General features: G+C 45.1%; 19 protein-coding genes and 1 pseudogene. 6 read left to right on the top strand and 14 right to left on the bottom strand.

Features of this window, described 5'->3' with window-relative positions; translation table 11 throughout:
* Positions 1-224: 224 nt before the first annotated feature.
* Positions 225-350 carry a hypothetical protein gene (locus QT994_RS23130; RefSeq protein WP_333178640.1) on the bottom strand — a complete coding sequence of 42 codons (126 nt, stop codon included), beginning with the start codon at positions 348-350 and terminating at the stop codon, positions 225-227.
* Between the two features lie 6 nt (positions 351-356).
* Between QT994_RS23130 and QT994_RS23125 the strand changes: the two genes are divergently transcribed.
* Positions 357-2,105 carry an ABC transporter ATP-binding protein gene (locus QT994_RS23125; RefSeq protein ID WP_333178637.1) on the top strand — a complete coding sequence of 583 codons (1,749 nt, stop codon included), beginning with the start codon at positions 357-359 and terminating at the stop codon, positions 2,103-2,105.
* A 208-nt stretch (positions 2,106-2,313) separates the two neighbouring features.
* Here QT994_RS23125 and QT994_RS23120 read toward each other — a convergent pair whose 3' ends face one another.
* Together QT994_RS23120 and QT994_RS23115 are read right to left on the bottom strand one after the other, a co-directional pair.
* Entirely contained in the window at positions 2,314-3,429 is a 1,116-nt protein-coding gene (locus tag QT994_RS23120; RefSeq protein ID WP_333178634.1) for a fatty acid desaturase, read from the bottom strand.
* A 593-nt stretch (positions 3,430-4,022) separates the two neighbouring features.
* Entirely contained in the window at positions 4,023-4,205 is a 183-nt protein-coding gene (locus QT994_RS23115) for a hypothetical protein (protein ID WP_333046888.1), read from the bottom strand.
* Between the two features lie 76 nt (positions 4,206-4,281).
* Here QT994_RS23115 and QT994_RS23110 point away from each other — a divergent pair, with 76 nt between their 5' ends.
* Both QT994_RS23110 and QT994_RS23105 read left to right on the top strand, forming a co-directional pair.
* On the top strand, positions 4,282-4,521 hold the full coding sequence (locus QT994_RS23110) for a hypothetical protein (protein WP_333178631.1): 240 nt from the start codon (positions 4,282-4,284) through the stop codon (positions 4,519-4,521).
* Positions 4,522-4,622: 101 nt separating this feature from the next.
* The gene (locus tag QT994_RS23105) at positions 4,623-5,090 is read left to right on the top strand and encodes a hypothetical protein (RefSeq protein ID WP_333051426.1); all 468 of its coding nucleotides are present in this window, start codon (positions 4,623-4,625) and stop codon (positions 5,088-5,090) included.
* Between the two features lie 371 nt (positions 5,091-5,461).
* Here QT994_RS23105 and QT994_RS23100 read toward each other — a convergent pair whose 3' ends face one another.
* From QT994_RS23100 to QT994_RS23090, 3 genes are all read right to left on the bottom strand, one after another.
* Positions 5,462-5,668: a hypothetical protein gene (locus QT994_RS23100; RefSeq protein WP_333046891.1), complete on the bottom strand. Its 207-nt coding sequence runs from the start codon at positions 5,666-5,668 to the stop codon at positions 5,462-5,464.
* 113 nt (positions 5,669-5,781) lie between these two features.
* Positions 5,782-6,891 (bottom strand): glycine oxidase ThiO, encoded by a 1,110-nt coding sequence (thiO, locus tag QT994_RS23095; protein WP_333178630.1) that lies wholly within the window; start codon positions 6,889-6,891, stop codon positions 5,782-5,784.
* A 151-nt stretch (positions 6,892-7,042) separates the two neighbouring features.
* Positions 7,043-7,381: a 2Fe-2S iron-sulfur cluster-binding protein gene (locus QT994_RS23090; RefSeq protein ID WP_333046893.1), complete on the bottom strand. Its 339-nt coding sequence runs from the start codon at positions 7,379-7,381 to the stop codon at positions 7,043-7,045.
* Between the two features lie 117 nt (positions 7,382-7,498).
* On the opposite strand from QT994_RS23090, the gene cimA reads away from it, so the two are divergent.
* Positions 7,499-9,115, top strand: coding sequence for a citramalate synthase (gene cimA / locus QT994_RS23085; RefSeq protein ID WP_333046894.1), 1,617 nt, complete (start codon positions 7,499-7,501; stop codon positions 9,113-9,115).
* A gap of 257 nt (positions 9,116-9,372) precedes the next feature.
* On the opposite strand, the pseudogene QT994_RS23080 reads toward cimA, so the two are convergent.
* The 3 genes and pseudogenes from QT994_RS23080 to QT994_RS23070 form a co-directional block, all read right to left on the bottom strand.
* Positions 9,373-9,618 (bottom strand): annotated as a pseudogene (locus tag QT994_RS23080) (IS1/IS1595 family N-terminal zinc-binding domain-containing protein); the annotation flags it as partial.
* Between the two features lie 196 nt (positions 9,619-9,814).
* Complete coding sequence (locus QT994_RS23075; RefSeq protein ID WP_333046895.1) at positions 9,815-10,783, bottom strand: SPFH domain-containing protein; 969 nt, start codon at positions 10,781-10,783, stop codon at positions 9,815-9,817.
* 102 nt (positions 10,784-10,885) lie between these two features.
* Positions 10,886-11,317, bottom strand: coding sequence for an NfeD family protein (locus tag QT994_RS23070; protein WP_333046896.1), 432 nt, complete (start codon positions 11,315-11,317; stop codon positions 10,886-10,888).
* Positions 11,318-11,650: 333 nt separating this feature from the next.
* Between QT994_RS23070 and QT994_RS23065 the strand changes: the two genes are divergently transcribed.
* Positions 11,651-13,789: a protein phosphatase 2C domain-containing protein gene (locus QT994_RS23065; RefSeq protein ID WP_333178627.1), complete on the top strand. Its 2,139-nt coding sequence runs from the start codon at positions 11,651-11,653 to the stop codon at positions 13,787-13,789.
* Between the two features lie 25 nt (positions 13,790-13,814).
* Here QT994_RS23065 and QT994_RS23060 read toward each other — a convergent pair whose 3' ends face one another.
* The 4 genes from QT994_RS23060 to QT994_RS23045 all read right to left on the bottom strand — a co-directional run bounded on the left by QT994_RS23060 (position 13,815) and on the right by QT994_RS23045 (position 17,964).
* Complete coding sequence (locus QT994_RS23060; RefSeq protein ID WP_333178624.1) at positions 13,815-14,903, bottom strand: ABC transporter ATP-binding protein; 1,089 nt, start codon at positions 14,901-14,903, stop codon at positions 13,815-13,817.
* 148 nt (positions 14,904-15,051) lie between these two features.
* Positions 15,052-16,113, bottom strand: coding sequence for a spermidine/putrescine ABC transporter substrate-binding protein (locus QT994_RS23055; RefSeq protein WP_333046899.1), 1,062 nt, complete (start codon positions 16,111-16,113; stop codon positions 15,052-15,054).
* A 51-nt stretch (positions 16,114-16,164) separates the two neighbouring features.
* The gene (locus QT994_RS23050; protein WP_333178621.1) at positions 16,165-17,043 is read right to left on the bottom strand and encodes an ABC transporter permease; all 879 of its coding nucleotides are present in this window, start codon (positions 17,041-17,043) and stop codon (positions 16,165-16,167) included.
* 75 nt (positions 17,044-17,118) lie between these two features.
* The gene (locus QT994_RS23045; protein ID WP_333178619.1) at positions 17,119-17,964 is read right to left on the bottom strand and encodes an ABC transporter permease; all 846 of its coding nucleotides are present in this window, start codon (positions 17,962-17,964) and stop codon (positions 17,119-17,121) included.
* A gap of 101 nt (positions 17,965-18,065) precedes the next feature.
* Here QT994_RS23045 and QT994_RS23040 point away from each other — a divergent pair, with 101 nt between their 5' ends.
* Positions 18,066-19,577 carry an FAD-dependent oxidoreductase gene (locus QT994_RS23040; protein WP_333178617.1) on the top strand — a complete coding sequence of 504 codons (1,512 nt, stop codon included), beginning with the start codon at positions 18,066-18,068 and terminating at the stop codon, positions 19,575-19,577.
* Positions 19,578-19,710: 133 nt separating this feature from the next.
* Here the strand turns inward: QT994_RS23040 and QT994_RS23035 are convergent, their stop codons facing one another.
* Positions 19,711-20,124: a peptide chain release factor 1 gene (locus QT994_RS23035; RefSeq protein WP_333178614.1), complete on the bottom strand. Its 414-nt coding sequence runs from the start codon at positions 20,122-20,124 to the stop codon at positions 19,711-19,713.
* Positions 20,125-20,197 lie beyond the last annotated feature (73 nt).

The raw sequence follows: 20,197 nt of genomic DNA, 5'->3' as shown, positions 1-20,197 counted from the left end.
AAGTCGGGTCGTAGAAAGAGGAAGCCTAAACAGTGATGTTTAGAATCACCGTGGCTTTAGCCCGGTGAGAATGTCAAATATCGATATAATCAGGTTTTGCTTGAAGTCAAAACCTAATTTTGATGGCGCGTTATCCCAAAGCAGAATTTTTATTAAAAATTTCTTAACTTGTGTTTTCGGTCATCTACCTTTCGATAGAGCTTGTATTCTTTTTTTTCAACCTTCTACCTTCTATACCAACCACGCCCGACGATGATGACGTTCTTAATTGCTGAAACATGAGCTGAAGATTGCGCCTTCCTTCTTCCTTCTTCCTTCTTCCTTTCCTCAATCAATCTCAAATTACGCACTAACACATGGCTCGTTATTCTCGACTGCAAAAACTCGGCTCTTATATGCGCCCGCACTGGAAACCAACATTCTGGGGCGTTTTTTCGCTATTAGTTGTCAATGCTGTGGGCGTTTACATTCCCCTGCTGATTCGGAATGCAGTTGACACTCTCCAAGTTGCGACTAAATTTGACCAAGTTTTCAACTTCGTGGCACTAATTCTGATTCTCGCCTCAATCATGTGGGTAATTCGGATGGCGTCGCGGATTTTGCTGTTTGGCGTGGGACGCCAAGTAGAATTTGACCTCAAACAGCAAATTTTTAACCATTTATTAACATTAGAACCGTCTTATTTTGCAGCCAATACGGTAGGAGATTTAATTAACCGCGCTACTTCTGATTTGGACAATATTCGGCGCTTGGTGGGGTTTGCGGTGCTGAGTTTGGCGAATACGGCATTTGCCTACGCTTTGACTTTGCCGGTGATGCTGGGGATTAATGTAAGGTTGACGCTGTTTGCGATCGCAGTTTATCCTTTAATGCTGGTTTTGGTACAGTTATTTAGCGACAAACTTCGCATCCAACAGTTAGCCGTGCAAGAGGAATTGTCGGCGATGAGCGATTTAATTCAGGAAGATATGAGCGGGATGTCCGTAATTAAAATTTACGCTCAAGAAGAAAACGAACGCCGAGCTTTTCGCCATAGCAACGCGCAGTTGCTATCAGCAAATTTGGAATTAGCAAAAACTAGAAACTTTATTTTTCCGCTGCTGGGCGGTTTGGCAAGCATTAGTTTGTTGGTGCTGCTTTCTGCTGGTGGCGGGGCAATTGCTAATGGCCAAATTAGCATTGGCGATTTTGTGGCGTTGCTGATTTATGTCGAGCGTTTGGTGTTTCCGACAGCGCTGTTGGGTTTCACCATTACTGCTTACCAGCGGGGAGAAGTGAGTGTCGATCGCATCGAATCAATTTTGACTGTGGAACCGCAAATTAAGGATGCTGCCGATGCAGTTGAACTGGCAACTCCAGTCAAAGGCGAAATTGCGGCTCGCCATCTAAATTATACTTATCCGGGTGCTAAGACACCCGCGCTTAAAGATGTTGATTTTACAATAAAACCGGGAGAAACTGTCGCAATTGTTGGGGCGATCGGCTCAGGAAAGTCAACTTTAGCTAATGCACTGCCACGCTTGCTAGATATCGATCCGGGCGAGTTATTTGTAGACGGACAGGATATTACTGAGGTAAAATTGACCGAATTGCGCGGGGCGATCGCCTACGTTCCCCAAGAAAGTTTTCTGTTCGGCACTACCATCAAGAATAACATCCGCTACGGAAACCCTTTAGCGGAACAGCCGGAGATTGAAGCCGCGGCAAAACAAGCGCAAATTCACGCCGAAATCCTCAACTTTCCGCAGCAGTACAAAACAGTTGTCGGCGAGCGCGGCATTACTTTATCCGGCGGACAGCGGCAGCGGACGGCACTTGCTCGCGCTTTGTTAGTGGACGCCCCGGTGTTAATTTTGGATGACGCTCTTTCCAGCGTTGACAATCAAACTGCTACCGACATTTTGCGAAACTTGGCAACGGGAACCGATCGCAAAACGGTAATTTTTATCTCGCATCAAATGTCAGCAGCGGCTAGTGCCGATCGCATTTTTGTGATGGAGAAAGGAGAAATAGTTCAGAGTGGCACTCACATTGAATTGGTAGGGCAAACAGGGCTTTATCAGTATTTGTGGAACCAGCAAAAATTAGAGGAATTGCTGCATTGACAAGTAACAGATACTTTGATTTATATCAAAACCGGTAGCATCGGAATTAATATTACCCACAGCCTGGACACGGCAGTGCCGTGTCCCTAAAATTAATCCGGGTATGGAGACGGCACTGCCGTGTCCTCTATATAATTCCGGTGCAACCGGAAACGATATCATAGGATTTTGGGGATAAAGAAGTAACCAAATTCCTTGCCAAGCGATTTTAATTAGCTACATTACTCAAGGGAATTTCTTCTTGTTCTTGAAATAATTTAATCGATTGCAGACTATCTGAAGCAGCATCCCAAAGAAGGAATTGGAAGCAGTCAGGAATATCGCGAATTGTCAGGGATTTTGAATTAGCCAGGAGGTGAATATTAGCATTGTGACAAGCCCGAAGATTATAGTTAGGTATTCGCTCAGAGAGATGATGAATATTGTGGTAAGCAATATCAGCCGAAAACCAATTAAGAATAGTTGGTAATTTGAGATAACTGCTGCCTTCTATTGCGCCCAGCAGATAGTCCCAGCCCTCTGTTTTGTGGGCGTAAGAACCCTCAAAGTTATGCTGTACAAAGAAAATACAGATAAATATCGCCGCCGAACAAGTCATGACAATTGAGTAAACACTCCAGAAAAAGCCAAACCCCAGTAAGTTGCTCAGATAAATCCAGCTACCCACAACACAAATATTGTTGAACAGTAAATCCCAAAATTCAGCCGTCGTATACCAATGTTTGGATTTATAAGAAGCAATGATTGCAGATAAACCCATGCCAAAATCTTGATTGAGACAAGCAAAAATATGTCGGATAAAACCCGTAATTCCCAATATCAGCGCGAGTCTTGGCTTAATAATTAGATAGAAAAAACCACCGGGAAACAGCATCAACGGGTGTCTGAGTAACTGATAGATTTTTTTACTAAATGGACTTAGCGCCGCAAATTTTTCGGTGGAGATCAACGCCGAAGGGCCTCGGTACATATCCCAATTACCATTATGTTTGTGGTGATAAGCGTGTCCCCTCGACCAGGGGTACTGAGGAATCGCATTGATGATACCTAGCAGAAAACCCATAATGCGATTGACTTTGTTGGAACTAAAAAGAGAATAGTGTCCGCAATCGTGCATCAAAGAGAAACAACGTCCTGAAAAAAGGGTCATCAACACCATTATCGGCGGAAGAAGGAATACAGAAATGGCAGCGGCTTTAAATGCTAAAAACCATAAGAATGTATAAGGAACCACTGTATTGAGTATTTGGCAAGTAGCTGTCAAATTGTTGCTCTTCATATAAGGAGCTAGCACAAAATCTGACTTTTTGATCGCGTTTTTCATTCAGTATATCTATGGTGTGTGGATAAGTGCTTAGCTTACCATCAGGATAGGGTGGCTATTTTGGGCATTGTTTTATTGCAGGTAATTGGGTTAATTGCGGTGGAAAAATGACCCATACTTTACAAAACTGCTGATAATATTTAGTTCATTAGCTCCTCCTTTTGGTGGTTTGACCAAGCTGAAGTTTATCCCGGATTTGACGTACTTAATCATAACAAACTGCCGTAGTAATTGCTAATCATTGCAGCAAATTTTTCTATTTTATCCTTACGTGTTAGGAAAATAATAATTTCTTGGGTGGGGTTTTCGGTGGCCATGATTTGAAGAAAAGTTGAGATAGCGGATTGCTCTATTGACTGTCCTTGCCGATCATCTTTGCTAGACAATTAATTCAGTTAGGAATGGTAAGTGATGCGGAACCGTATCAACCTGCCACTTCACAGGTGTATTGATAGGCAGATTTACATGACAAATCACGAGGCATCAACCAGGCGTGAAAAATCCATTTCACGCAGTGTATCCAATGGTCAGCATATTGTGGGTTAATTAACAGATTCTGTCAATACCCAAAGCTACCTTGGCGCTTGTTATCTTCAACTCGCATTGATTTGTTGCCGCAGCACAGTCGCAGATTTTACCATATTTTTCAGCGCGGGAACAGTCGGCAATAAAGCATCTGTCTCTAATTTCCCAGTCAAAAATGCTTTCAGGGCTTTCTTTATTTCCCGGTTGTTACCAATCCGAGGATATTCCCATGTCTCAGCGAGAATCGTCATAACTAAACTTTGTTTGCAGAAAAAACTGTGAAGCCTGTCAGCCGCCGAACAAATTGCTGCACCGGAAGGCATTAATATGATTGGTTGGTTGCACGATCGACCTTCGGTGATGTATGCCGCTATTTTTGCTTGCATCGTCTGTGCCACACTTTACCGTACCGGGTTCTACCCCAACTCGATCACAGGTTCAGAAGTTGGGCTACTCGCGAAAACTTTTTATTTGCGGGCTATATGGGCGATCGACAAACAGCCCATCTCGGAAATCAAAGCTGACACAACATCCAGAACCGCAAAGGATTTTGGCTCAACTCCTTGAGAAGAGAATTTGAGGAGCGATCGTAATTGCCTGCGTTTTTTGTGCTCGGAGATAGCTCGGATTTGCTACAATCTAATCGCACACGCGATTAGAAATGGGTTATGACCGAACTATTAGATGAGGCGCTTTCTATTGAAATGGCGACTCGCATCAAAAGCAACCGTAAAAACTGCTTTGACAACGCTTGTAAAGCAGCATTAGCCACCGAGGGCGCGATTTATGTTCAAGGCTTTTTAGCTGTGCCCGGAGTGCCATATAAACCCATCGAGTATAGCTGGATTGAACTCGACGAGCGAATTGTTGACCCAACCTTTCCCCATCTCGGTTTCATCGCTCAAGACATTCATTACTTCCCAGTCCAGCGCTTCAGCGTCAAGAAACTCAAAGCAATACTAGAGGAGTCAAAAGAAGATTATCCTGAAGACGACCCGCTGCCTATTTATGGCAATCAACCTTATGAATATTACGGTGATTTGATGTTAGGCGGTAGCGATTACCAAAATGCTTACGATTTGGCTGCCGCTAAATGCAGGGAATTAAACCAACCAAAAAAACAGGATGCGAACTAATTCAGGACTTACAAAAAAAAGGGTTTGGCACGCTACTTACAGCGGTAAGGTGTAAACTATGCACCCTACAGATACAGATTACTGTAGCAACTGTTCGGTCGATTAATATACTTCATCATGACTTCCCAAATCTACAAAGACGGCTTTTCCGTCTTCTGTAAAGTAGAAAAGTACCCTTTCATCGTAATCTACGCTAAAGCTCCAAAACTCCTTAAGCCTACCGGACAATTTATGAGTTTTTAAGATTGGTTAAAACGGCTATCTGATGAACTGTTCCAGCTTTTGCCAAAGCCTAGCCTCCAAATCAGCATCGCCTTTGATCCGCTTTTTGAAAGCACGCTTGAATGAAGAACTGAAACGGACTTCCACGATTATTCATCTATCATTACTCTGAGTTCATTGATGTTAGCGAAAAATTTCAGTTCACCTTTTTGTTGTCCAATCTGCGCTGACTTAAAGTTTTGATATATCTCTTCGCGACGTTCTTCCCGGAGATATTGCTTCAACAACAGTTGAAGCTCTTGCTTTTCGTCAGTAGAAAGATTTTTGATCGTCTCGACCACATCACTGAAAGTCATAACTTACAAAACCCTATTGTGCTGATTAGATTATAGCAAAAAATATCCTTTTGGTGGACTTTAGTTTCTCGTTACCAGGCTCTGCCTCGTCTTAAAAAAAGCAAAAAATCTCACTATTTACCATTTTCCAACTTCCAAGATTCAGAAAACCTCGAATAATGAAAAGCAGCCAATAACGGATCTAATTTCTGATTCCCAATCAAATCAGCCAACAATTTAGCCGTCACCGGAGCCAACAAAATGCCATTGCGGTAATGCCCCGTAGCCAATGTCAAATTCTCCCAAGCACTAGCACCCAAAATCGGCAACTCATCAGGAGTAGCCGGCCGAAATCCCCACCAAAACTCCAGAATCGGATAATTTTGTAATTCGGGATATAACTTAATCGCTCCTGCTAGCAAACTTTGGATTCCCGCAGGCGTATTTCCCGGCGTAAAATCCACGTTTTCGCTAGTTGCGCCAATAATAATTCTGCCATCTTGACGCGGCACAATATAAATCCCTGTCCCGAATAGAACGGTTTGCAGCGGCTGGATAACTTTACAATATTCTGGTACACATACTGACAGCATTTGTCCCTTTCTTGGAAAAACAGGAACATTCAATAACTGCTCAGACCAAGCACCCGCCGCCAAAACATAACGGTCTGCTTGCAATTTTCCTGCTGTTGTTTCAATGCCAACAACTCGGTTTTCCTGTCGAATAATTTCCTTTGCAGTGTCTTGAATAATCTCAATCTGCAATTCTTTGGTTGCGCTCTGCAGCGTCCGAAACAAAGCGCGGTTGTCAACTTGAGCGTCGTCAGGATACCACCAACCACCAATTACTTCTTTACCTAATCCAAACTGGTGCTGGCGAACCGCATCTCCATCCAACCATTGAGAATTAAGGTTTGACAAAAACGGCTTTTCTTGAGGCTCATTTTGACACACGGGTGCGAGAATTCCCGATCGCCAATATCCCGTTTTCAATCCGGTAATATCTTCTAGCCGTTCCACCCACGCCGGATACAGCGCGCGACTTTGCAAGCACAAATCCAGCATCGGACTGGGAGGAATTCGTTCGGCTTGCGGGGCAAGCATTCCAGCCGCAGCCCTGGCAGTCGGTGGTTTAGAATCTGCGGTAAGAACCGCGACAGATGCCCCTCGCAATTTGAGTTCAACAGCTAGCGAAAGACCAATTATTCCGCCGCCAATAATCAGAATATCTTTAGATGAATTCATTAACTTTTATATGGACTTTCTGGCTTTTTTGACCTCTCGGGTTTCTTTAGGGTAAGGTGCGCTAAGCACACCTTACAGTTAGAATTATTATGCAAGTCTTACAGATTATCTGGCAAGGCGATCGTCCTATCAGCCTTTCTTAACAAAAAATCTATCCTTGGGGGTTCCAGACAGTTTCAGATCCCTGGCCCCAGAAACCGTCATATTTTGTCACCTTAATATCGCCTAAAACCTTGGTTTGGCAGGACAAACGGCGGTTGGAGGCAGGAGAATGGGGAGGAACCGAAAGTCGGGCTTTTTCGCGCCACTGGGACTCGGAAACTTCGCCCTCGACGGTGACGGCGCAGGTGCCGCAAGTACCGAAGCCGTGGCAGTTGATGACTTTGGCGTTGCCGTTGTAGAGATCGATGCCGTTTTTGAGCAAAACTTCACGGAGATTAGAGCCGCGATCGCACTCAAATGTTTTTCCTTGCGCTTGTACCTTGACCACAGCAATTTACCCCAGTTAGATTTATGTTAATTTTCCTATATATTATCGCATTAAATTCAAATAAATTCATCTAATATGGGAAGTGATATATTACCAATTTCTCGATCGCAATTTCCCATGACAAATCGGCTCTGGATCTACGATACCACGCTGCGAGACGGTGCTCAGTGCGAGGGACTCTGCTTATCTCTCGAAGACAAACTGCGAATTGCTCGACAGTTAGACAGTTTAGGAATTCCCTTTATTGAAGGCGGCTGGCCGGGGGCGAATCCTAAAGACGTACAATTTTTTTGGCGACTCAAAGAACAGCCCCTAACTCAAGCAGAAGTTGTAGCTTTTTGTTCGACTAGGCGGCCGGGAACTACGGCAGCTAATGATGAAATGTTGCAGGCTATTTTGTCCGCCGGTACTCGCTGGGTGACGCTGTTTGGCAAGTCATGGGATTTGCACGTTATTGAAAGTTTGAAGACTACGCTCGAAGAAAATCTGGCGATGATTCGAGATACAATTGAATATTTGCGGAGTCAGGGAAGGCGCGTCATTTACGATGCGGAACACTGGTTTGACGGCTACAAACACAATCCAGATTATGCTATTAAAACTTTAGAAGTGGCGGCGGATGCGGGCGCAGAATGGCTGGTGCTTTGCGATACTAACGGGGGTACTTTACCTCACGAAGTCAGTCAGGTTGTTCGCGAGGTTTTAGAATCTTTAGGAACTAATCGCGAAAAATCCATACAATTAGGAATTCACACTCACAATGACTCGGGAGTTGCGGTTGCTAATGCTTTGGCGGCTGTGCGGGAAGGAGTGACGATGGTACAGGGAACTATTAACGGTTACGGCGAACGCTGCGGCAATGCCAATTTATGTTCATTGATTCCTAATTTTCAGCTAAAGTTGGGTCATGATTGCATTCAAGATGAGCAATTAGTTAGATTAACTCAAGTAAGTCGATCGATCAGCGAAATTGTCAACCTTGCTCCCGATGATCATGCTCCTTTTGTCGGCCTTTCGGCTTTTGCTCATAAAGGCGGAATTCATGTATCGGCTGTTGAGAAAAATCCGTTAACTTACGAACATTTGGAACCGGAAAAAATTGGCAACAGGCGACGAATTATTATTTCCGATCAAGCGGGTTTGAGCAATGTTTTGGCGAAAGCGCGCACTTTTGGCATGGATCTCGATCGCAAAAATCCTGCTTGCCGGCAAATTTTGGAAAAATTGAAAGATTTGGAAAGTCAGGGATATCAATTTGAGGGGGCTGAGGCGTCTTTTGAATTGTTAATGCGAGAGGCCTTGGGAAAACGCAAGCATTTATTTGAAATCAAAGGTTTTCAAGTTCACTGCGATAAAGGTAGGGAGGAAACAGTTAATTCTTTAGCAACGGTGAAGGTGACTGTTAACGGTCAAGATATTCTAGAATGTGCGGAAGGAAACGGGCCTGTTTCGGCACTTGATGCGGCTTTGCGGAAGGCTTTGCGGAATTTTTATCCGGCAATTACTGATTTTAACTTAACCGATTATAAGGTGCGAATTCTGGACGGATGTGCGGGAACTTCTGCTAAAACTCGCGTTTTGGTTGAGTTTAGCAACGGTCATGACCGCTGGACGACTGTGGGGGTTTCTGGTAATATTTTGGATGCTTCTTATCAGGCGGTTGTTGAAGGTTTGGAGTATGGTTTGGTGTTGGGAGATAGGGAGGCGATCGTTTTAACTGTGTCGAGTTATTAGGTTGACGGCGAAGAGAAGTTGCCTGAATATCGATGTTTAAATAGATACCAGGCGATTTCAAGAGAGGATTATACCAATTTTTTATGAGGCTGCATAGAATCAGATCCCCCCTAGCCCCCCTTATTAAGGGGGGACAAGATTCCGCTCAAAGTCCCCCTACAACCAGGGGGATTTAGGGGGATCGAGATATGTGCAACTTCACATTAAATTGGTATTAGCCAATTTAACTGTCGAGCATAAAAATCGGGCAGGAGTTATCCTAGTTGTTTGATCCAATTCATAATTGTTGTATGATGTACCCCTTTGAGTCTTTCAATTTCCCTCAAACCCATGCCATTAACATACATTTTTAGGCATTCGTCTTTCACTTCTTGAGCATAACCTCTGTGAGGTTGATAGCAGTCTATAAATTGTCTCCCACAGTTAACACACAGGTAGTTCTGCTTACCTTTTTTGCGCCCATTTTTATTGATATGAGTTGACTGACATTCAGGACATTTCATAGAAGATGACTTGTGTTAAATTGTTTTTTGTGAATGGCTATCAGACTCAATGATATCTTACTTTAGCAACGCCGATTATTTAATAATGTGGTGCGTGATGACACAATCATTTTTGCTATTGATGCTAACTCTGTATGAGGGATAAAGCCCCTCATACAGAGTTAGCAGTCTGTTTCAATCGCCATTCTACCTAAGACTACTTTTTCACCTCATTATTATTACCTTCCCCAACGATCGAGCGCATTCCTTCGAGCATCGCGGGAATGCTGCGCGGGTCCATAAACATCACCTTGCTGCTGTCGCTGGTGCCAATTTTTAGACCCATATCCAGATAGTTTTGAGCTAACAAAAATTGTAAAGCTTCCCGAGCATTGGGGTCATTTTGCAGAGTTTTGCCGATAATTTGCAAGGCCTCAGAAGTAGCTTGAGCTTTCAAAACCTGACTTTGGCGTTCTGCTTGAGCTTTCAGGACGATCGCCTTTTGTTGAGCTTCCGCTTCCAAAATAGTCGCTTTTTGGCGCGCTTCTGCATCCAGAACTTGCGCTTCAGCTTTACCTTTGGCGCTGTTAACTGCTGACTCGCGTTCGCCCTCGGATGTCAGAATTGCCGCCCGCTTGCGTCGATCGGCTGCCATCTGCAATTCCATCGATTCCTGTACCGTTTTAGAAGGGATAATATCGCGCAATTCTACCCGTGTTACTTTCACTCCCCAAGGATCAGTAACAATATCTAAATCTCTGAGCAATATTTCATTAATTTGAGAACGAGCAGTAAAGGTTTGTTCGAGATCCAGTTGACCCATTTCGGCGCGAATTTGAGTCAGCACCATATTTACCATTGCTGACTGGAGATTTTCTACTTTGTAACAGGCTTTTTCCAAGTCTACAATGCGCCAGTAAACCACAGCATCAACGGTAAAGGAAACGTTGTCGCGGGTAATACAAGCTTGGGGGGGAATATCTAAAACTTTTTCCCGAATTGTTTGCTCGTAAACAACGCGATCCATAAACGGCGTGACAAAATTCAAACCGGGTTCCAGTTTCTTGCCGTTGTATTTACCTAAAGTTTCCACCAGCGCTTCATTTCCCTGATTGATAATCTTGACGGAACCTGCGAGGGCTGAGCCGCCAAGTGCTAAAAATACAAGTAAAAAAAATTGTTCCACGGTCGCCTCCTATAAACATGGAGTGTTAACTGTTGACTGTTAAATATTGACTAATGACTGATGACTAACTACTAATTGCCTGTGATTAATTACGCATTTTTTTTAAGAATGCAAGAGGTTTTCTGGCAAAACTATTAGAGTAGTGCCTTTCCGTCCCACCACAATTACGTTTTGGTTGGGGGGGATAGTGGCGTTCGTGTCTTCGCAGCGAGCTTGCCAAGAATTCCCCTCATAAATCACTCGGCCGGCTTCTCCGGGGGGAATTTCTGTTAAAGTTTTTGCTTCCTGAGAATCTGCGATCGCCCTTGCCGTGCCTTTTGGTATCAACCGCCGAGACAGCAGCACAAAAACAGTCGAAAACACCATCCACAGGAATATTTGTAAATTAACGTAAGGTAGAACTAGAGAGCATCCAGCTACGGCGAAGGCGCTCAGTCCCATCACAAAAGCGACAAAAGCAGTCGGGAGAAATAGCTCTGCCAAACAAAGCAAAGACCCAGCTAGCAGCCAAAGGAGCGTCGGAGTCCAGATCATAAAAAGAATAGGTGATACTATTTAGATCTTAGATTTGAAATTTAAGATTTAAGAAATGCAAACAACTGACTCTGCAAGGGTTTGCCACTTGCAAGCCCGATCGCGATTTGTCGCGCAGCCGTACCAGGTTGAGGCTTCCATCCTACTCCAAGTCAGAGTTTAGTAACTTAAATTACAATTTTAGCCGATGCAGACTGGCAGAAACTACAATTTCTAGGGGCCCAAAGGCAGTTAAGAAATTGATAGGGGCTAAAATCAGTTTATTCTCAAGCTCATGAATTTGCGCTTGCGAATCATATATCTTCAGAATGTTTTTACACAAACTATTTCGATATGATCAGCAGTTTCTCCGAACCCATTTATTGCCCGAATCTTAGCTGTCCAGATCCCCGCAATACCTTTGGCCGCCAGCACTGTGCAGCGTGCGAAACGGATTTAATTTATCGCTATGTGTGGGTGGTGGGGCAAGCAGCCGAGGAAGTGCCGGCGGGTAAGGTAATAGCCGATCGATACTTTGTCATTGCACCCCAAATCTGGCTCGACAGCCGTCCTGCTGTGCCTCCGGGCGTCCCGGAACAACTGCCAGATACCATTATGCCTTACCTGCATTTGTATCCCCAACGGCTGCATACGCCGGAAGTATACGGTTATTGTTCGCTAGGGGAAGCACCGGAAGCGGCAGAGGTGCTGTTGTTGGAAAATGTGCCCATCAATAATTTCGGTCGCCTGTATCCTTCTATTTTAGAATCTTGGTCTGGGACAAGCGCCGCGCGCCAAGTTTACTGGCTGTGGCAAATGCTCCAACTGTGGGCGCCGCTATCGGAACAGGGAGTCGCTTCGAGTTTGCTGGTACCGGAAAATTTGCGGGTGGAAGGTTGGCGGGTACGCCTGCTGGAACTGCACCGGGGCAATTTTGTACCGACGCTGCGGGATTTGGGAGATGTGTGGTCAGGTTTGGTGGAATCAGCGCAACCCGAGGTGCAGTCAAAACTCGGAGAGATTTGTCAGTTTATGCGTCGCAGCAGTATGAATTTCGACGCGATCGCCCTGGAACTCAACGATTTACTATTAGAACAAGCCGCTAAATTGCCTCTGCACTTAGAAGTAGTGGGCATGACTGATACCGGGCCGCAGCGCTCCCAAAATGAAGACAGTTGCTATCCGACTGCTGCTGATTTTCAATCTAGCAAAACTTCAGGGAACGACAAATTAATTCCTTACTTGACAATGGTTTGCGACGGGGTTGGAGGCCACGAAGGAGGAGAAGTTGCCAGTCAATTAGCCGTGCAGTCCCTGAAAGCTTTAATCCAAAATTTGCTCGCAGAAATTGCTGAACAAGAAGAGTTGATGACGCCAGCAATGGTCATCAAGCAACTCGAAGAAATAGTCAGAGTTGTGAATAATGTGATTTCCGCTCAAAATAACGAGCAGGGAAAAGAGTTGCGACAGCGGATGGGGACGACTTTGGTGATGGCCCTCCAGTTGCCTCAAAAAGTGAAAATTTCCGAGGACTTGCCCTCGAATAACAGTCATGAACTTTATTTAGTCAATGTTGGAGACAGCCGCGCTTATTGGATTGGCAAAAATTACTGTCACCGGCTGACTGTGGACGACGACGTAGCCTCAAGGGAAGTCCAGCTAGGACATTGTTTATACTGGGAGACTCAACTGCGAGCCGATGCCGGAGCTCTGACTCAAGCTTTGGGAACGCGGGACGGCGATTTCCTGCGCCCGACGATTCACCGATTTATTGTCGAAGAGGAAGGCTTACTGCTGCTGTGTTCCGACGGTTTGAGCGACAACGACTGGGTAGAGAAATCTTGGGAGAATTACGGCCCAGAGGTGCTCGATGGCAAAATGTCTTTGGAAGCCGCAGTTCAGTCTTGGATTCGTCTCGCCAACGAGAAAAACGGTTATGACAACACCTCTGTGGTGGTGACTCACTGTCGGATGTCGCCGGAGAGATTGGTACTGTTTGATCCGGCGGTGGCCTCAGCGCCGGTGTCAGCGCCGGTGTCAGCTTCGGTGTCGCTGCCGCCGTCCCTCCCGGCCTCCCTCAAGAAGTCGGGGAGGATTCCAGAATCTCAGCTTTCAGAATCGTCCAAACAGTTGTTGTACCCCGAAACTTCCCCCGCCCCGGAACACGTTCAAAAACGGCGATCCAAGCTGCCGCTGGCCCTACTGGGGCTGTTGGGGCTGATATTAGCCGGCGGCGGTTTAGGTTTGTGGGTGCAAAGCCTCCAAAGCCCCCAGGCCGAACCCGCACAACTTCCGCCACCGCCGGAAACTTCCGCCCCAAGTCCTTCGGAGAGTCCCTCGCCCGGGGCCGAGAGTCCCTCGCCGTCGCCAGAATCAACTCCTTCGGAGAGTCCCTCGTCCGGGGCCGAGAGTCCGTCGCCGTCGCCCGCATCGACTCCTGCGGAAATTCCCTTGCCCGAAGAAGCGACAACTCCTTCGCCATCACCGCAGTAAGGGAGATTGAATTAAGCAGAACCTTTCATAAAATGCAGATACTTTCTGGCGGCACGGCAACTCGAACGCTGTCGCCGACTTGGTATCGCTGCAAGTCATCTCTGTGCAAGTTTTGTCGGCGAAGGGCGATCGAACTTTTAGCAGTCAATCGCACCGTATAGCGCGTGTCAGTGCCAATATAAATAGCCTCTTCTACTATTCCCGGCCAGCTATTTTCAGCGTCATAATTAGCCGGATAAATAGCAGCTTTTTCGGGCCGTAGCACCAGGGTGACAACTTTCCCACTGGGCATATCTTCTGCTGTCGCAACTAACACGGCTAACTGCTGGTCAAGCAACACGATTATTTGACCGTTTTGCTTTTCTACTACTCGACCACTTAAAAAATTGCTGTCCCCAATAAAATCAGCAACAAACCGCGTTTTAGGATATTCATAAATATCAACAGGCGTCCCGACTTGTTGCAGTTTTCCTCCATCCATCACTGCAATTCTGTCCGACATAGTTAGCGCTTCTTCTTGGTCGTGAGTTACATAAATAAACGTAATTCCCAATTTGCGCTGCATTTTTTTTAATTCTAACTGCATCTCTTTACGCAATTTTAAATCCAGCGCTCCTAAAGGTTCATCCAACAGCAAAACAGACGGCTGTTTGACTAATGCTCTTGCTAGCGCTACTCGCTGCTGCTGTCCCCCTGACAGTTGGCGGGGATAGCGTTTTTCTACCTCGGTTAACTGTACTAATGCTAAGGCTTCAGCAACGCGATCGCGAATTATTTTGTGAGGTAAATTCTCCATTTCCAACCCAAAAGCGGCATTTTGTGCTACTGTCATGTGCGGAAATAAAGCATAGTTTTGAAATACCGTATTTACTGGGCGGTGAAATGGCGGGCGATTTTGCATCGGTTGGCCGTGAATGTAAATTTCGCCCGCTGTGGGAATTTCAAAACCGGCAATCATTCGCAAGGTTGTAGTTTTGCCGCAGCCGGAAGGGCCGAGTAAAGAAAAGAATTCTCGATCGTAAATTTGCAGGTTGATGTTGTCTACAGCTAAGAAATCTTGACTGCGGACACTTTTAAATACTTTGGAAACTTCTAAAACTTCGACAGCGTGCATTGTATTAGTATGTATTAGTTATGAGTAATAAAAATCTGAAGTCAATTCCGGTTAAATAACATAAATTATCTAGGGGCTGGTTCATCAAAATCTCTAATACAAAATAAAAATTTAAGTAAACCCGCCCCGGCAGGAACCTGTGTTATATCTACTTTCCAGCCCCTGCTTTAACTTCCGTCCAAGCTCGATCGTACAATGCAGTTGCTTTCCCGACATCCTGCAATAATTTCATTTTGCCAAACACCTCAGCAGGTGGGTAAATTTGAGGATTTTTCAAATCATTCGGGTCGATTAAACCTTGAGCAATTGCTGCTTTGTTGGGAGATCCGAAGTGCGTAAAATTAGAAATTTTCGCGCCTACTTCTGGCTGCAAAATAAAGTTAATAAATTTCTCCGCTAACTCTTTATGGGGCGCACCTTGGGGAATTGCCATGTTGTCAGAAAAGATAATTGTTCCTTCTTTGGGAATAGCGTAGCGGAGATTGGGATTTTCTTTCATAACTTGAAAAACATCGCCACTCCATTCCATCGTCAGATTTACTTCTCCTTGATCGAGCAGGTTTTGCCCGGTGTCGGGGACAAAAGCGGCAATAATATTTTTACTTTTAATCAGCAAATCGCGGGCTTTGTTAATCTCTTCGGGATTGGTGGTATTGGGGTCAAATCCTAAATACATTAAAACTCCTGCAAATGTGTATCTCGCATCATCTTGCCACGCGACTTTTCCGGTATATTTAGAATCGAACATCGCCGCCCAACTGTTGATATCGCCCTTGGTTGCTTTCACGTTGTAGCCAATTCCCATCGTTCCCCACTGGTAGGGCAGGGAATATTTATTACCGGGGTCAAAAGCTTGATTGATAAACTTAGGTTCTAGGTTTTTTTGGTTGGGAATATTGTTTAAATTTAGAGGCTCAATTAAATTTTCTGCGATCATGATTTTCACCATGTAATCGGCGGGAAATATTAAGTCGTAACCGGGGTTTCCCTGTTTGAGTTTGGCATAGAGTGCGTCGCTGTTCTCGAAAGTGTCGTATTGAATTTTAACATTGTTCTCTTTCTCGAATTGGGCGATCGTTTCTGGGGCGATATAACTTGCATAATTGTAAATGCTCAGCAGTTGCTGCTGGTTGCCACCTGTGCGGCTACAGCCGAAAGCCACCGTTGCACTCATCACAAACAAAAGTAGGAAAGTCAGGAAGCGTTTCATAGGTTGTGTTAGTTGCAGACGAGAATAATTATGACACAAAAAGCAATTATTTTAATTTTTTTGAAGTTTGAGCGATGATAAAACTAGCAATAAGGAAGCCAACAACATCAAAGTTGAAATGGCATTAATTGCGGGCGTGACAGCAAATTTTATCATGCCGTAAACAAATAGTGGCAGCGTCACCGAACCGACGCCGGTGGTAAAGAATGTCACGACAAAATCGTCCAGCGACAGAGTAAAAGCCAGGAGTGCCGCGCTGAAAATAGCGGGCCAAATTAGAGGGAGAGTGATGCGCCAAAAAGTCCGCCATTCGTTAGCGCCTAAGTCAAAAGCTGCTTGTTCTAATATCGGATCGAGTTCCGCCAGACGCGCCCTGACAGTAATAGTCACAAAGGAAATATTAAAGACAATGTGACCGATAATTACGGTAGGTAAGCCGAGGTTGAGGCGAATTCCCGTGAGATTTTCTACGATCCGAAATACTAGGGTAAAGAAAACTAGCAGCGAAATGCCGATCGTAATTTCGGGCATGATAATCGGCAAAAACAGTAAAGCTTCTACTGCTTTGCGTCCTGGGAAATGAAAGCGTTCGAGTGCTAAGGCGAGCATGGTACCAAAAATTGTCGCTAACACAGTCGAAATAGCTGCAATTAGCAAGCTGTTGTTGAGTGCAGTCAAGATTCCGGCGCTGCTGCTGCTAGCAATTCCTAGCTGTGTTCCGAGTCCGAGTGTACCTGCACCGCCGAATAAACTGCGATACCAGTCAAGGGTAAAACCGCGCCAAACGGCATTGAATCGGGAGGCGTTAAAGGAGTAAATAATTAAGATGAGAATTGGCAAGTAAAGAAAGGCAAATGCTAGTGCAGCTTGTACCCAAAGCCACTTTTTGCCGATCGCCCGCACGAGTAAATCTAGTTTGGTTTTTGTCATTAGTCAGTAGTCATTAATCATTAGCGCATCTTAACCTAAACGCAGGGTGCAACGATTCGTGTATACCTTACCTTATTAAGTTTCGTCAGACACGCGGAAGTAAATTAACACAGGAATCAATATGATTACCGTCAACAGCATAGAAAGCGCCGATCCAAAAGGCCAGTCGCGAGCTTTCATAAACTGATTTTGAATCAAATTTCCCACCATAACTGTTTTAGAACCGCCCAATATATCCGGTGTAATGAAAGCGCCGACTGCGGGAACAAAAACCAGAATCGAACCTGCCACAATGCCACGGCTTGTTAATGGTAAAAATACGCGCCAAAAAGTACGAATGTCATTTGCCCCTAAATCGTGAGCGGCTTCTACCAATGAAAAATTGAAGCGTTCTATGCTAGAATATAAAGGCAGAACCATGAAAGGTAAATAGCCGTAAATAAGACCGAGCGCCACTGCGAAAGGCGTAAAAAGCAAGTTTAACGGTTCGCTAATAATTTGCAAGCTTTGCAAGGCTGTGTTAACTACTCCTTCGCTACGCAGGAGTATTATCCAGGCGTAGGTTCTCACTAAAAAGTTAGTCCAAAATGGAATAATTACCAGCAAAAGCAAAGCATTGCGCCAGCGGGGAGAACGGGTGGCGATGAAGAATGCCAGGGGATAGCCAACTAACAAGCAAGCGGCGGTTGTCAGAAAAGCCAGCCAGAGCGATCGCCCAATTACTCCTAAGAAAAGTCCGCTGAACAAACGCTGGTAGTTGCTGAGAGTAAATATCCAAGTAACGCCGCCGTAAGTACCGCGTTCTAAGAAACTGTACAAAAGTACAATTAGCACTGGCAAAATGAAGAAAACCATCAGCCATGCGGTAGCGGGAAATAAGAGCAGCAACAGGTTAGTCTGCTGGCGGTTTTTGACACTCATTATTTACTCAAGGGAAATTTAGCACCTAATTCAACACATTTTATATCAAATCCGGATTTTATGAATTATGTCATCATTAATAAATTATCCAGAGGTACGCAATGTCAGCAGAATCGTCAACCCCAAAAATAGTCGTCGTCGGTGCAGGATGGGCAGGTTTAGGCGCTACCTATCACCTAGCGCAGCAAGGCTATGATGTCACCCTGCTAGAAGCTGGCCCCTATCCGGGTGGCTTAGTTGCAGGGTGGAAAACCGCCGGCGGGCGTTCCGTAGAAGCAGGCATTCATGGCTTCTGGTACCCTTACAAAAATATCTTTTCCTTAGTCAAGGAATTAGGACTCAATCCCTTCACACCTTGGACTCGTTCTTGTCAGTATTCACCAGCAGGATTGGAAGTAGAATCGCCGATTTTTCAGGACGAACTGCGACTTCCCACACCGTTAGGAACCTTTCTTTACACGCGATTTAAAAGGCTGCCATTAGTCGATCGGCTTTCAGCCTTGCCCTTACTCTACGCCGTCCTAGATTTCGACAATTCCGACGAAGCTTGGCGCAGGTACGATCGCGTCACAGCCCGCGAACTATTCAAACAGTTCGGCGTTTCTGCAAGATTGTACAGGGATGCTTTTGAGCCGATGTTGTTAGTAGGCTTATTTGCACCCGGAGAACAATGTTCTGCTGCCGCAGCTTTAGGAATGCTTTATTATTTCATATTAGCACACCAACCGGATTTTGATGTAGTTTGGTGTCGCGGAACTGTGGGAGAAAAAATCTTTCGCCCCTGGGTCGATATCCTGGAAAAACTAGGCGCAAAAGTATTGACACAGCAGCGAGTTACTGACTTAATAGTTGACAGCAACAACCGAGCAACAGGCGTTGTTTGCGGCGAAAAAACCTTCGAGGCAGATGCAGTTATTTTTGCAGTTGGCGTCACGGGAATGCAAAAAATTATCAGCAGCAGCCCAGCTTTGCAAAGTCGCCAAGAGTTTCGGGACGCGATGAATTTGGGTGCAGTTGACGTGTTAGCTGTTCGCCTGTGGTTTGACCGAAAAATTGACATTCCATTGCCTTCTAATGCCTGTTTTGGATTTAGTTCAACTACAGGTTGGACGTTTTTTGATTTGAATGCTTTGCACGACGAATTTCGAGACGAACCCGGAACAGTTGTCGAAGCTGACTTTTATCACGCCAATCAATTAATTCCCCTGAAAGATGAGGAAATTGTTTCCTTAGTTCAGCGCGATTTAGCGACTTGCATTCCGGCTTTTCGGGAGGCAAAAGTAATCGACAGCAGCGCGATTAGGCTGTCGCGGGCGGTGACGCATTTTGCCCCTGGCAGCTATCAGTATTTGTTGCCGGCAGTAACAAGTTATGATAATGTATTCATGAGCGGCGATTGGGTTGTGACCCGTCACGGTTCTTGGTCGCAGGAAAAGGCTTATGTTACTGGTTTGGAGGCGGCAAATTTGGTAATTTCGCGTTTTGGACTTGGGAACAAAGCGACAATTATTCCCGTGGAAGCTGACGAACCGCACATTCAAATCGGGAGAAAGATTAATCAGTTTACTCGCAGTTTGACTAAAACCTTCATTCCTGATTTTTGGCTGCCATAATTTTTAGTCATTGGTCATTGGTCATTAGTTAATAGTTAGCGGTAAGGTGCGTCCTACTACTGCTTTGTGTAATAGTATGTCATAGCTCACCATATGGGCTAATGACTAATGACTACTAACTACTGACTAATGACTATCGCCAATAAGGCCGACCCTTCCAAAAAACTCCCACCGTAACTCCGATTAGTGCAGCTTCCGATACACTTGCTAATAATGGAGGTATGGGTAGGAATGACTTTAACACCAAACCCAAGAATACGCACAAAACTAAAACCCACAAACTACTTCGGTTGAGCAAAAATTGTTGTTGCCAATACTCTAAAAAGTACACTGCTAAAGCTCCCATTCCCACTGCTGCTGCAAAAGGTATCAATATCCCGAGGGAGGAACCGTAGAGAAGCGTCACCCCGTTGCGGATTGCCCGCGATTGCGTGAAACCCCAGGCTAAAAATAGCTCCACTCCAATCACGATGCAGTTGACGAGGGCGGCCATTTGCAGCATTTCTCGCCAAGGTAAAAGTTTTAAGCGCCGCAGAAAATTACTCACGATCGGCAGATTAGGTAGGTTGCTTTGATTTTATAACAGTTTTGCGCTGGCGATCGACCTTTGATTACAATTT

Source organism: Microcoleus sp. S13_B4 (assembly GCF_036700885.1).
In the GTDB taxonomy this organism is placed as follows: Bacteria; Cyanobacteriota; Cyanobacteriia; order Cyanobacteriales; family Microcoleaceae; genus Microcoleus.
Note: the sequence above shows the minus strand (reverse complement) of the source record. Positions and strands in the feature narration are given on the sequence as shown.

What these genes read in the sequence shown, in the direction of transcription:
- QT994_RS23125 (WP_333178637.1), top strand. Translation starts at nt 357, where the DNA reads ATGGCTCGTTATTCTCGACTGCAAAAACTCGGCTCTTATATGCGCCCG.
- QT994_RS23120 (WP_333178634.1), bottom strand. Translation starts at nt 3,429, where the DNA reads ATGAAAAACGCGATCAAAAAGTCAGATTTTGTGCTAGCTCCTTATATG.
- QT994_RS23115 (WP_333046888.1), bottom strand. Translation starts at nt 4,205, where the DNA reads ATGACGATTCTCGCTGAGACATGGGAATATCCTCGGATTGGTAACAAC.
- QT994_RS23110 (WP_333178631.1), top strand. Translation starts at nt 4,282, where the DNA reads ATGATTGGTTGGTTGCACGATCGACCTTCGGTGATGTATGCCGCTATT.
- QT994_RS23105 (WP_333051426.1), top strand. Translation starts at nt 4,623, where the DNA reads ATGACCGAACTATTAGATGAGGCGCTTTCTATTGAAATGGCGACTCGC.
- QT994_RS23100 (WP_333046891.1), bottom strand. Translation starts at nt 5,668, where the DNA reads ATGACTTTCAGTGATGTGGTCGAGACGATCAAAAATCTTTCTACTGAC.
- thiO (WP_333178630.1), bottom strand. Translation starts at nt 6,891, where the DNA reads ATGAATTCATCTAAAGATATTCTGATTATTGGCGGCGGAATAATTGGT.
- cimA (WP_333046894.1), top strand. Translation starts at nt 7,499, where the DNA reads ATGACAAATCGGCTCTGGATCTACGATACCACGCTGCGAGACGGTGCT.
- QT994_RS23070 (WP_333046896.1), bottom strand. Translation starts at nt 11,317, where the DNA reads ATGATCTGGACTCCGACGCTCCTTTGGCTGCTAGCTGGGTCTTTGCTT.
- QT994_RS23065 (WP_333178627.1), top strand. Translation starts at nt 11,651, where the DNA reads ATGATCAGCAGTTTCTCCGAACCCATTTATTGCCCGAATCTTAGCTGT.
- QT994_RS23060 (WP_333178624.1), bottom strand. Translation starts at nt 14,903, where the DNA reads ATGCACGCTGTCGAAGTTTTAGAAGTTTCCAAAGTATTTAAAAGTGTC.
- QT994_RS23055 (WP_333046899.1), bottom strand. Translation starts at nt 16,113, where the DNA reads ATGAAACGCTTCCTGACTTTCCTACTTTTGTTTGTGATGAGTGCAACG.
- QT994_RS23050 (WP_333178621.1), bottom strand. Translation starts at nt 17,043, where the DNA reads ATGACAAAAACCAAACTAGATTTACTCGTGCGGGCGATCGGCAAAAAG.
- QT994_RS23045 (WP_333178619.1), bottom strand. Translation starts at nt 17,964, where the DNA reads ATGAGTGTCAAAAACCGCCAGCAGACTAACCTGTTGCTGCTCTTATTT.
- QT994_RS23040 (WP_333178617.1), top strand. Translation starts at nt 18,066, where the DNA reads ATGTCAGCAGAATCGTCAACCCCAAAAATAGTCGTCGTCGGTGCAGGA.